This is a genomic window from Anaerolineales bacterium (genome assembly GCA_025808555.1).
Classification (GTDB): Bacteria; Chloroflexota; Anaerolineae; order Anaerolineales; family UBA11579; genus JAMCZK01.
The window spans coordinates 127632-139742 of the sequence record CP075526.1 but is presented as its reverse complement, the minus strand read 5'-3'; the positions used below and the strand labels follow the sequence as shown (position 1 = coordinate 139742).

The following is a 12111-nucleotide window of genomic DNA, read 5'->3' as shown; positions in this document are numbered from 1 at the left end:
AAGGTAGATGCAAACTGTCGGGTAGGTATAGTAGAAGCATGAAACGGGGAGCTTCTCTCTACGTGTTGTGCGCACTGCTGGCCGCCAGCCTGGCTGCCTGTGCGCAGACGCCGGCCGCTGAGCCAGAGGCGCGCATTCTGTATTTCACATACCGCACAGATGCCGAACCGGGTCTGCTGGCGCCGAGCCGGCTGCGGACCGCCCTGGGCGTCCAGGCGGTGAGCGAGTGGGGCGACCTGATGGTGCTGCATGCCTCGCAGCCCGCCGAAGCCGTCATCATTGACGGCGCAGCGGTTGCGCAAGTGAACGCCGAGGATGTGGCCCGTCTGTATCGGGAATGTGTGGTGCTGGCCTTCTTCAACCTGAACGCGCCGGAGGTGGCACAGCTCGTGGACGACCCCAGCGTGGCCCACGACGGCTGGATGGATGGCAGCGAGCCGTATCCGAGCGACTTCTACATCATTGTGAACCGCACGGCCTCAGGCTCCTTCGGAGATTGCAGCGGAGCAACGCCTTCGGCCAGCTCTTACCCCCAAGGTGGAGTGGGCAAAGGCCGCTCACAATATTTCCTGGCGAATGAAGCTGATTTTGATATATTCGTCGGCGTGTTGATTACACAGCTTGCTCAGCAAGAGCCTTGATCTAAAAAGATGCAGCTACTGCTGGCGGTGCTGCCACGCGCTTGGCTTCTTTAGTCATATTTCTTCAGAAAATCATTTATACATTCTGCAATTTTGGCTCTACGAAAGTCCAAAAAAGCATTGAAGTTCTCGAGTTGCCAAAGCTCTTTGTTCATTGGAACTAATTGAGAGGTTAGGGCTTCTTCACCGCGTTTTGGAATAATCTCTTTGGTAAAGTATTCATTAGGCTCCTTGTCAAGGATGCGCCGATTTGTTTTTCCACTAATGAACGCAATGTTGGCGATCTCATTAATCTCGCGTTTATCTAAACCACGTTTTGCTAACAAGCTCTTTGGAAAGATATGATGCTTTTCAATTTTATTCGCCTCTCCCAATACTCGCTCTGATAACTCAAGTCCACTCAGCCAATCCTTCGCCTTATTATTCCGCAATACAAAGTACAGCATTGTAAAGATGGGACTTCTAATACTCTTCCCTGCTATCTCTTCCACATCTAAGTATGTCTTCTTGATGCTACCCAAAAGAGTAGAGAGCAAATCTTTAAGGCTGCCTTGTTTAAAAAGTACTGTCAGATCTGCATCTAGGGATGACTCTGCCGAGCCGCTATAGTGGCCGCGCAAATGTGCTAAGTACAACCACTTCAAAAGTTCCTTCTCTTCTTTGCTGCTAAGCTTTTGCTTGCTCAAATCTGTGTAAACAGCAATTGGAATAATCAGGAAGGCGGCTGAAAGGAAATTTAGACTCTCAACTTTAGCGTTGTTTCGCAGAAAATTAACTGTGAATTCTAGACTTTCCTTTGTTCGTTTCCACGCTTGCTCTAGCTCTGCCCGGCTAATTCTCCCAATGGTTTTGAATCGACTTTGCTGAGTTGCAAAGACAGTTGTTAGCCTAACCAGGACCCAGTCGAATAGGAAATCAGCGTCATGATCGAATTGCTCGACAAAATCCTCCATCTCTTTGATGAAACCAGGCCATTTTGAAGTGATTTGAGCTAAAGCTAAATCAGAACCCCTTAACTTGACTCCCAAGGAATTCACACGGACAAAGATTTCAGTAACTTCCTCGTACGACATGCTACTGTCAAGGATATGCATTGAATATGTATATTTCTCGATATCCTTGACTTTTTGCAGTCGCTCGGAGAACTTGGGATAGTTTGGGTCGTCGAATGAAGAAACACCCGCTTCCCGGAGGAGTTCGCCGCGGTCTCTCGTGAATATGTCTGAAACAGAAACCCAATTAGGATTGGCTTTAAGGACATTTGAGCTGACTACAAAAGCTCTCCGCTTTAGTTCTTCTTGAATTCCAGTCATTTCTGCGTCATCGTCCTCCTGTTCTTCTAGAACCGAATAAGCAGCATCGTCCGCTATTTCGAGAAGGTCGCTAGGTGGCCCCTCAGGATGGTTGAGGTTAAAGAGAATGTCAATGCTTTTTTTGGAATTTCGAACCTGTACAGATTTGCCTGTAAGCAAGGCTGCAAGAGATGTGATTCTCTGTTGACCGTCGAGCAGTAGCTGCTGCGTATTGGTAGTGGGATGTTTGTCTGGTCTTACGGCCAAGTCCCTGGTGACAACTTCGCTATCTGTCTCCCAAACTAGAATATTGCCTGAAGGATAATTCCGGTACAGAGAGTCCATCAGGTCACGGACGCGTGAGCTAGTCCAGACATACTTGCGTTGCATTTCTGGTAGTAGCAATTCCTCCCGCTCAACCTTGTTTACTAATTCTCTTATTGAGATTTCTGTCTTGGCCATTTCTCTTCCCTCTGCGCGGCAAGCGAATATTCCCTTTAGTCAGTAATTCTATTCCACTTTAAATTGCACTTCCCATTGCTAGTAACGCGTGATTGTTTATATATAGTCATGCTAGATATACACCAGGCAGTCTTCAAAAACAGGCTCAGTAATGAACTGGTTCCAGCGCAGATCCAGCTTACGTAGCTGTGTGAGCGCGTGCATGCTTACTGGCAAGTCGCTGAGACGGTTGTTGCGCAGGTCGAGATAGTACAGCTCGGCCAGCTCGCCAATCGCCTCAGGCAGGCCGGTTAGCTGGTTGTTGCGGGCGTGCAGCTCGCGCAGACGGGCCAGCTTGGCAATAGACGCTGGCAAATCCTTGATCTTATTGTTATAGATACGTAGCTCTGTTAGGTTGCTCAGTGCGTACACCGCTCCGGGCAGATGGCTGAACTGATTGTCGGTCATGCTCAGATAAGCCAGGTTGTGCATACCTGCAAGGCTATCGGGGAGAGCGGTCAGGTGGTTGTCGCTGATATACAGGAACTTCAAATTATGAAGCTGGCCAAGTTCAAGCGGCAGCGCGGTGAGCTGGTTGTGGGCAATATCCAGCACTTCAAGTTTGTGCAGCCGGCCAAGCTCAGCCGGCAGGCTGCTGGCGGGTGTGCCGAAGAAGAACAGTTGGCGCAGGTTCTGCAGCCGGCCAACCGCGGCGGGCAGCTCCGCCAGCTCATCTTCACCCAGCGAGAGTGTATCGAGTCCGTCCATCTCCCACAGCTCGCCCGGCAGCTGCTGCCAGCCGCAGCCCCGCAGCGAGAAGGCGGTGATGTGCTCGCCCTGCTGGCAGTAAGCGATCTTGCGGGTATGCAGGTGGCTGCGTTCCACCCGCGGGACGGGTTGGCCAATCGTGCGCTCCAGCCGCTTCAAAATGCCGTCGCTCATTACCCCTCGTAGCGTTCGCCCGCCTCGATCGCCATGGGCAGGACATTGCTGGCCTGTGGCAGCGGGCAGGTGGCGAATTCAGTGAAGGCGCACGGCGGGCTGTAGAGCTTGTTCAGGTCCAGCACCACCTCGTCGCCTATGGGCTGTTCGCTGGTGAGGAAGCGCCCTGCGCCGTAGCTTCCCTTGCCGGCAGTGGCGTCTTTGAAGAGCAGGTAGTAGCTGCCATCCTCAAGCAGTTCGGCTTGCGGGGCGCAGAGCACGCCGCCGTACTCAAAGTGCAGTGCGGCGTGCATTTCAGCCTCTTGCTGGATACCAACAATGTCATCCCGCAGCACGCGTAGCGGCGGGTCAAAGCGCTCGATGCGGGCAGTGACCCTGGCGGCAGGGTCGGGCAAGAACCAGATGCGGCCGGTGGCGGTCTGGCGTTCCGGGCGCTGTGGGTCCCACACGCGGATCGCGTAGCGCTCACCGCGCTTCAGCAGCAGCATGCGCACATCCTGCCAGAACAGGAAGGTGGGCTGCGTGCTGTGATCGTCGTCCAGATGTGTCTCGCCTTTCACCGTGTGCTCGCCCGCGTTCGGGTCGGCGCCGGCGCTCAGTGCCGCGCCTGGGGCAGGACGCAGCAACACCTGGCCGTTGGCCAGGTGCAGGCTGCCCAGCATGGTGGGGGCGCGGGCGGGCAGCTGGATGCGGCTGCCGGGGGCACTTCCCAGGCTGTTCTCGCCTTCGTCCAGCCAGAAGAGGCCAGCCAGCGCCAGCCAGCTGTAGGGAGAGCGCAGGCGTTTACTCATTTCCGCGCGCCAGGCGCTCAATTCGTCAATGTACGCTTCAGTGATGGCCATTCGGGCATTATAGCGTTGGCGCTGCTTAAATAAAAAATCCCGCCGAAAGGCGGGATTTTTACGTTTACTTCCGTGGCGTAGTTTTGCGTTGCGAGTCTTGCAGCCAGCTTTCCACCTGGCGGCCAGCCACATCCCGCGCTCCCAGGCCGAAGGCCAGCGCCGCGGCGATGCCGATCGCACCCAGCAGGATGCCAAAGGCCAGGTTGACGGTCTCTGTTGCCACCCCAAGTTGTTGCAGGCTTAGAGCGATGACAAAGACCAAAATTGCCACCCGGGCGATGTTGGCGCCCATCTTGGCCTGGCCACCGCTGGCGCTGAGGATCACGCTGCGCGCCAGATTGGCCAGGTACAGGCCGATGGCAAAGATGAACAGAGCGGCAACTGCCTGGCCGGCCCACACCGAGAAGCCTGTGATGACCACAGCCAAAGTGACCAGACCCAGCAAGCGGGCGGCTTCAGCCGCGGCGAGCAACATCACGCCGACCAGCACAACCACCCCGGCGATCTCAGACAGCGAGGCCTGGCCCTTGCCGCGCTTGACGTCAAAGCCCAAGCGGGACGGGATGGTGTCAAAGCCAATGCCAGCCAGCAGGTTGGTCACCAGGCTGGCGGCCAGCTTACCGGCAAAGTAGGCGATGGTCAGCACCAGCAGTGCGCCAAAGAAGGCCGGCACACCGTTCAACACCGTGGTCAGCATGGTGATCGCCGGCGTGGAAAGTGCATCGATCTCCAAAGCGTTAAGCGCTGCGATGACTGCGGGGATCAGCACCAGCACATACACGATGCTGCCGATCAACTGCGAGAGGCTGCGCCCTTCGCTGTTGATGCCATAGCGGGCGCCAAAGGCATCAGCATTGGCCGCCACCAGCAGATTGGTAACAATCTGGCGAACAATGCGGGCAATGAACCAGCCAACCACCAGAATGATGGCTGCGCCAAAGATGCGCGGTACTGCCGCCAGGATCTGGTCCACAACGCCTTGCACCGGCTGCACCAGCCCCTGCATGCCCAGCGTGTTCAACACAGCTGGCAGGAACAGCAGGAAGATCAACCAGAACAAGCCATCTGCAATGGATTGGCGCATCTTGGTTGATTCGGCTTTCAGACTGGCCTTATCGCGCAGGCGCTCCTCAAAGCGCGTGGCTTCAAGGGCGCGCAACACCAGGAAGCGCACCAGGCTGGCGACCACCCAGGCCAATACCAAGATCAGGATTGCGCCCAAGAGCATTGGGGCGGCCGTGACCACCTGGTTGAGCAGGGCGCTCAGCGGGCCGGAAACAGCCGTCAGGTTGAGGGTCTGAAAAAAGGCCACCAAAACGACCAACATAAGGACCCAGAACACAATGCCCGCGATCCAACCCTCAACGTTGGGGCGGTCGGCGGCCTTCTTGCCGGCGGGAGTGGTTACAGTGCCTTGCAGGCGCTCCACGACCCGCGTGCGCTGCAGCAAGCGGCGCACAAAGAACGCCACAATGCGTGCAATGGCCCAACCGCCTATCAAAATGGCTAGCGCGGTGAGCAAGTTGACCAAACCTGGCCCAGTCAGGCCAGCAATTTGGTCGAAGAAGTTATCGAACATCTTCACCTCCATAAATAGGGAATTGACATCCTGTTTTCCAGGATGGGAAACATAACTTCGGAAAGCCGGAGAACCAGCTTAAAACAGAAAGCAGGCCAGCCGATTCATCATCGTTGACCTGCTCATTGACAACTCAAATCGACCCTAAAACTATTGTAACACAGTTCTACAGGTACTCAAACTGGGCGGTGAAATGGCGCAGCAACTCGGGCGCGTAGGTCATTTTCATGCCATGGATCTTGCTGGCGTCTGCCTTGATCTCGCCGATCACCTCGGCTGCATAGTCAAAGTGGCTTTGGGTGTAGGTGCGGCGCGGGATGGCCAGGCGCACCAACTCCAACGGGGGGAACTTCCATTGGCCGTCCACCAGCTGGCCGAAGGCTACTGTGCCCATTTCCACGGCCCGGATGCCGCCGTACTGGTACAGAGCCACAGACAGCGCCTGGCCGGGCAGCTGCTCGCGGCTGAGGTGTGGCAGCAGGCCAGCCGCATCAAGATAGATGGCGTGCCCGCCCGTCGGCTCGATCAGTGGCATGCCGGCCGCACGGATGCGGTCGGCAGCGTATGCGGTTTGTGCCAGGCGGTAGGCCAAATAGTCTTCCTGCAGGCCATCGCGCAGGCCCACGGCCAGTGCGTCCAGATCGCGGCCAGCCAGGCCGCCGTAGGTGGGGAAGCCCTCGCGCAGGATCAGCTCGGCGCGCACCCGCTCAAACAACTTGTCGTCGTTCATCGCCAGGAAGCCGCCAATGTTGACCATGCCGTCCTTCTTGGCGCTCATCGTGGCCCCGTCGGCCAGGGAAAAGATCTCGCGGGCGATCTCCAACGGGGTCTTGTCGGCATAGCCCGGCTCGCGCAGCTTGATGAAGTAAGCGTTCTCAGCATAGCGGCAGGCATCAATAAAGAAGGGGATGTTGTAGCTGCGGTATATCTTTGAAACGGCGCGGATGTTAGCCAACGAAACCGGCTGGCCGCCGCCTGCGTTGTTGGTGATGGTCAGCATGCCAAACGGAATATTGGACGGGCCTTTCTCCTCGATCCAGGCCTTGAGCGCCTCAGTGTCCATGTCACCCTTGAAGTCCACCACGGTTTGCGGCTCGTAGGCGACCTGCTTGATCAGATTGGTGGGTACGCCGCCGCGCGCCAGGATGTTGCCCTCGGTCGTGTCGAAATGCATGTTGGAGGGCACGAACTGGCCCTGTTTGAGCAGCACGGCGGTCAGAATGTTTTCGGCGGCGCGGCCCTGGTGGGTGGGCACAAAATGCTTGAAGCCGAAAATATCCTCCATCACTTCTTTGAGGCGGAAGAACGAACGTGCCCCCGCGTACGATTCATCTCCAGACATCATGGCCGACCATTGCGCTTGGCTCATGGCGCCAGTGCCCGAGTCGGTCATCAGGTCGATGTACACATCTTGAGCGCGCAGGCCAAACACGTTGTAGCCTGCAGCTTTCAGCGCTTTCTCACGCTCCGCCTGGCTGATGAGCTGGATAGGCTCGACGACCTTAATGCGGAACGGTTCCGGCAGGTACTTGGGCATGCAATCTCCTTCGAAGTGGTGGTGTACGAAAGGCGTGTGCCTTGCGCAAAGTATAATCCCGCTGTTATGTCGCTTGAAATTGTGAAAATGACCCTGGGTCCGGCTCAGACCAATTGCTACATCGTGGCCGAGCCGAATAGTAAGGATGCGGTGGTGATTGATCCCTCATGGGATGGGCATCTGATCCTGGAGCAGATGCAGGCGCGCAGCTGGCGCACCGCCGCTATCTGGCTGACCCATGCGCATTGGGACCACTTCGGCGGCGCGGCTGCCGTGGCCGACGGTAGCCCCACGCCGCCCCAGGTGGCTCTGCACCCGGAGGATTACGTGCTGTGGCGCGCCGGCGGCGGGGCGCGCAACTATGGCCTGAGCTTTGACCCCGGCCCCGAGCCCACGATCGATCTGGCCGGCGGGCAGACCCTGTACATTGGCAAGACCCCGCTGGAGGTGCGCTTTGCACCCGGCCACTCACGCGGCAGCGTGATGTTCTATGCGCCCAGCGAAGGGCTGATGTTCTGCGGTGATGTCATCTTTCAAATGAGCATTGGCCGCACCGATCTACCCGGCGCGGACCATAAGACCTTGATCGATAGTATTTTTCGCGAAGTCCTCAGCCTGCCGGACGATGTACGTCTGCTGCCCGGTCACGGGCCCGAGACCACAGTGGGGCTGGAGCGCGAACACAACCCGTTTTTGCAAGACTAAGGAGAACGATGCTGAAAGAACTGTTGTTGGACATGTACGATTTCACTTGCTGGGGGCGCGACCTGATCCTGGCGCAAGCTGCCAAGCTGACCCCCGAGCAGTTTGAGGAAGAGACCCGCTTCCCGATCAAGAGCGTGAAGGAGACCCTAGTGCACACGCTTTCGGCGGAATATGCCTACCGCGTGCGCTGCATGGGCCAGCCGTACGAACCAGTCAAGCCCGAGCAGTTTGCCGACCTGGCCGCCATACAGGCGCGCTGGCAGGCCGAAGAGGCCGAGATGCGCAAGTACCTGGCCGCCGCCAGCGATGAGGAGCTGCAAGGTTCCGTGACCTATAAGGTCTCCACCGGCGAAGAGTTCACCCGCCAGCGCCTGTTGCTGCTCAAGCAGCTGCTGTTCCACAGCATGCAGCATCGCGCCGAACTGGCTCAGATGTTGACTGAATTTGGCTATTCTCCCGGAAACATTGACTACACCCTGTTCTATATGAGCAAACAGGCCGCGTAAGCTTTTGCTTAGTGTTTTGATCAGGCTGCGGGGCGAGCGTTAGCAGCGCCCGCCCCGCAGCCTGTTTGGTTTCCCTGTTCATGTAAGCAGAGCTATCGGCCTCCCTTGGGCTCAGCAGGCGGCGACCTGCAGCTGTGCTCGTGTGGCTCTCCCGGTCCGCCAAGCCGGTAGGATAATTTTTGCCGTTATCCCACGTTTTCCGCCCAGTCGCCGACCTCGTGCCCCCAAAAAATGAAGGTGTTGGACAAGGCCCTCGTGGGCAAACGGCTGAGTAGACGTACTTGTAGCTAAATTACCTTTTCTTGACACATCTCCAAGATTGCTTTACTCTTTGTGCTGTCATCAGGGGTTGGGAGATTACTATGCCAGTTTGCAGTGGTTGTGGTGGAAGTTACGAGGAGACATTTAACTTTTGCCCGCATTGTGGGAGAGCTAAGCCGGAAGTGCCAAAGACTCGGCTCGAAGTTGATGTTAAGCTCAAGCCCTCTCCATATGATTGCCCACTATGTGAAAAACCATTCGATGTTCAGAAAGTCTCAGCTATCCTTGCCTCTGGGACGGCACACTCCTCAACTCGTTCTACATCTAGCGGTACTACAGATATCTATAGTGAGCCTGGTGGGAACAGATTAAGTACGGGTTACTTGCACTCAAGCACTCAGTCGGCCAGTTTTAGTCAAAGCAGGCTTGCAGAACTCTTGGCGCCTGCGGAACCACCCAAAGGGCCGAATCGAAAGGAGTTTGATGAAGTTGGTTCTACTATTGGATGCTTATTTTTGCCTTTCTGGGGTGTTTCGGCTTACCTACTGTCCCGTGCATCCGAGGATTGGGCGGGGTCAATCCTTTGTGCAGGCCCAGTTCTTGGCCTGCTAGTCGCTGTGTTAGCTGCAAATTTAATACATTCCAAAGATGAACCAGAAAAGAAGTATCAACAAGCAATGGACGAACACAAAAAGATCCTTTCGGAATACGAGAACGCGTATGAGAAATGGAATCAACTCTACTTTTGCCACAAGCATGACATTGTATTTGTGGCTGGTTCAAAGGATTACGCCGGAAGTAATGAGGCATGGGATGCCTGCTTAGATTGGGGGCGGGCTGCCTCGACCTCATAAAACATCGATCTTTATTAATAACAAACATAAGAGGCAGCCTGGTGGGGCTGCCTCTTTGTACCCTCTGTAGTACTTTTTACTTCGCAAACTCGCTGGCACGCGTCTCGCGCAGCACGGTGACCTTGATCTGGCCGGGGTACTGCATGGTCTCCTCGATCTTCTTGGCGATGTCACGCGCCATGCGGGCGGCTTCCAGATCGTCCACGTCCTCGGGGCGCACAATGATGCGCACTTCGCGGCCGGCCTGCAGTGCATAACTCTGCGTCACACCCTTGTAGGAGTTGGCCATATCCTCGAGAGCCTTGATGCGCTTGATGTACTGCTCCAGGCTCTCACGGCGGGCGCCGGGGCGGGCGCCGGAGATGGCGTCGGCCGCCTCCACGATCACGGCTTCCACGCTCTCCTGCTCCACCTCATGGTGGTGGGCGGCGATGGCGTTGACCACCAGCGGGTTGACGCCGTAGCGCTTGGCGAACTCGGCGCCAATCGCGGCGTGCGTGCCCTCCACGTTGTGGTCCATCGCCTTGCCCAGGTCGTGCAGCAGGCCGCCCATCTTGGCCAGCTCCACATTGGCGCCCAGCTCAGTGGCAATGACGCCAGCCAGGCCGGCGGCTTCCACGGCGTGGGCGAGCTGGTTCTGCCCGTAGGAGGTGCGGTATTTCAAGCGGCCCAGCATCTTGACGACCTCTTTGTGCAGGTGCGGCACACCGGCTTCGTAGACGGCGTTCTCGCCGGCTTCGACCATGGTCTTATCCACCTCGTCTTGCTCTTTCTTGAGGATCTTCTCGATGCTGGCGGGGTGGATGCGCCCGTCCTGCACCAGCTTCTGCAGCGTGCGCCGGGCAACTTCGCGCCGCACAGGGTCGAAGCTGGAGATGGTGACCGCCTCAGGCGTATCGTCCACGATCACATCCACGCCGGCCACCTGCTCAAAGGAGCGGATGTTGCGGCCGTTGCGGCCGATGATGCGGCCCTTCATGTCGTCTGAGGGCAGGGTCACCACCGAGGTGGTGTTCTCCGATACGTACTCAGAGGCGACGCGCTGCACGGCCATCGCCACCAGGTTGCGGGCGCGCTTGTCGCCCTCTTCCTTGGCTTCGGCCTCGATCTGGCGGATGATGCGAGCCATATCGCCGCGTGATTCCTTCTCCACCTCGTCCATCAGCACTTTGCGGGCTTCATCCCGCGTCATGGAGGAGACGCTTTCCAGTTTCTTGACGATCTCGCCGCGCTGCTCGTCAAGCTCGTTGTTGCGCTTGTCCAGATTGCTCTGGCGCTTGTTCAGGGTTTGCTCGCGCTCTTCCAGTTTCTCGGTGCGGTTGTCCAGGTCTGAGCGGCGGCTACGCAGCCGGTCATCTTCGCGGCTGAGATCCTTGCGCTTGCGCTCGATATCGGCTTCGGCGTTCTGGCGCAGCTCCAGCGCTTCGTTCTTGGCCTTGAGCTCTACGTTCTTGGCCTCCTCGCGCGCCTGGGCCAGGATGCGATCGGCCTCCTCCTGGTTGCGACGTTTGGCGCTCTGCACCTGTAGGTGGCGCACCACGAAGCCCAGGGCGGCGGCGACCACCGCTACGCCAATGATGATGAGTTGGTTATCCATGCTTTTAGTGTTACCTCGTTTCTTGTGAGTGGGCGCGCTGCCAGGCCTCGCGGCAGACATCGGCTACGATGTCGTAGCCGAAGCCGCGGCGGGCCAGGTGCGCGCCAAGCTTGGTGCGGAAGGTTTCCCAATCCAACCCCAGCAGCTGGCGCAGTTTGCGCTCAGCGGCCTGGCTGGCCAATGCGTGCTCGTCAATATCCTGCACGGCATCGTCAATAAGTGCGTCTGGCATCCCCTTGAGGCGCAGCTCCATGCGCAGGGCGCGGGCGCTGCGCGGCTTGAAGGCGGCGCGGTCTTCCACCCAGCGGCGGGCGAAGTCGGCATCGTCCAGCAGGCCGTTGGCCTGCAGACGCTGCACAACCGCGTCGATCACGTCTGGCGCAACCTCAAACTTCTTGAGGTTGCGCTGCACCTCGGCGGTGGAGCGGGGGCGGTAGCTGATGAAGTTGAGGGCGCGCTGCAAAGCGGCTTCAACGCCGTCTTTGGCTTGCAATTCGGCGATCTTCTCGGGGGCAAGCTCCTGGCCCAGTTTCAGCCATGCGGCCACGATCTTGGCCAGCGGGAAGGCATATTCGCCATCCAGGTAGATATTGACCCGGTTGGGGTTGCGCTTTTGTTGAGTGATTGCCGTGATCGTCGCCATAACCAAACAAAAAACAGCCGCTGGGCCAGGGCCGCGGCTGCTTTGGCTGGTTCTGAGGATGTGCTGCTGATAGGTTGTGCTACGGGCACACTACGGCAAGAGCCGCGGGTGCCGAGGTTTTACAGGCGCGAAAGTTTCCTTGTTGAAGCAGTACACAGGTGCGCGAGTGAAATCATGTGCGTAGCGTTACGTATCAGCCCGTCCAAACCGCTCGTGCCTGCACGCAGGTACGGGCTTGTTTGGACATCGTCCAGAATTCAGTTGAAAAGCT

The 12111-nt window shown here is 57.5% G+C and carries 11 protein-coding genes; 4 read left to right on the top strand and 7 right to left on the bottom strand.

The window, feature by feature from the left end; genetic code table 11:
- Positions 1-38: 38 nt before the first annotated feature.
- Positions 39-641 (top strand): hypothetical protein, encoded by a 603-nt coding sequence (locus KIT08_00725; GenBank protein ID UYN89780.1) that lies wholly within the window; start codon positions 39-41, stop codon positions 639-641.
- 50 nt (positions 642-691) lie between these two features.
- Here the strand turns inward: KIT08_00725 and KIT08_00720 are convergent, their stop codons facing one another.
- The 5 genes from KIT08_00720 to KIT08_00700 all read right to left on the bottom strand — a co-directional run bounded on the left by KIT08_00720 (position 692) and on the right by KIT08_00700 (position 7274).
- The gene (locus KIT08_00720) at positions 692-2395 is read right to left on the bottom strand and encodes a DUF262 domain-containing protein (GenBank protein ID UYN89779.1); all 1704 of its coding nucleotides are present in this window, start codon (positions 2393-2395) and stop codon (positions 692-694) included.
- Between the two features lie 111 nt (positions 2396-2506).
- Positions 2507-3316, bottom strand: coding sequence for a leucine-rich repeat domain-containing protein (locus KIT08_00715; protein UYN89778.1), 810 nt, complete (start codon positions 3314-3316; stop codon positions 2507-2509).
- Complete coding sequence (locus KIT08_00710) at positions 3316-4158, bottom strand: DUF1684 domain-containing protein (protein UYN89777.1); 843 nt, start codon at positions 4156-4158, stop codon at positions 3316-3318. The genes KIT08_00715 and KIT08_00710 overlap by 1 nt, the downstream gene beginning before the upstream one ends.
- A 64-nt stretch (positions 4159-4222) precedes the next feature.
- Positions 4223-5737 carry a mechanosensitive ion channel gene (locus KIT08_00705; protein UYN89776.1) on the bottom strand — a complete coding sequence of 505 codons (1515 nt, stop codon included), beginning with the start codon at positions 5735-5737 and terminating at the stop codon, positions 4223-4225.
- Positions 5738-5903: 166 nt separating this feature from the next.
- Complete coding sequence (locus KIT08_00700; protein ID UYN89775.1) at positions 5904-7274, bottom strand: tryptophanase; 1371 nt, start codon at positions 7272-7274, stop codon at positions 5904-5906.
- A 66-nt stretch (positions 7275-7340) separates the two neighbouring features.
- Between KIT08_00700 and KIT08_00695 the strand changes: the two genes are divergently transcribed.
- The 3 genes from KIT08_00695 (at position 7341) to KIT08_00685 (ending at position 9600) form a co-directional block, all read left to right on the top strand.
- A complete protein-coding gene (locus KIT08_00695; protein ID UYN89774.1) occupies positions 7341-7979 on the top strand; it encodes an MBL fold metallo-hydrolase in 639 nt (212 codons plus the stop codon).
- A gap of 8 nt (positions 7980-7987) precedes the next feature.
- Positions 7988-8485 carry a DinB family protein gene (locus KIT08_00690; GenBank protein ID UYN89773.1) on the top strand — a complete coding sequence of 166 codons (498 nt, stop codon included), beginning with the start codon at positions 7988-7990 and terminating at the stop codon, positions 8483-8485.
- Positions 8486-8928: 443 nt separating this feature from the next.
- Positions 8929-9600 carry a hypothetical protein gene (locus tag KIT08_00685; GenBank protein ID UYN89772.1) on the top strand — a complete coding sequence of 224 codons (672 nt, stop codon included), beginning with the start codon at positions 8929-8931 and terminating at the stop codon, positions 9598-9600.
- Positions 9601-9676: 76 nt separating this feature from the next.
- Here KIT08_00685 and rny read toward each other — a convergent pair whose 3' ends face one another.
- Positions 9677-11197, bottom strand: coding sequence for a ribonuclease Y (rny, locus tag KIT08_00680; protein ID UYN89771.1), 1521 nt, complete (start codon positions 11195-11197; stop codon positions 9677-9679).
- A gap of 10 nt (positions 11198-11207) precedes the next feature.
- Positions 11208-11840 carry a RecX family transcriptional regulator gene (locus tag KIT08_00675; protein UYN89770.1) on the bottom strand — a complete coding sequence of 211 codons (633 nt, stop codon included), beginning with the start codon at positions 11838-11840 and terminating at the stop codon, positions 11208-11210.
- Positions 11841-12111 lie beyond the last annotated feature (271 nt).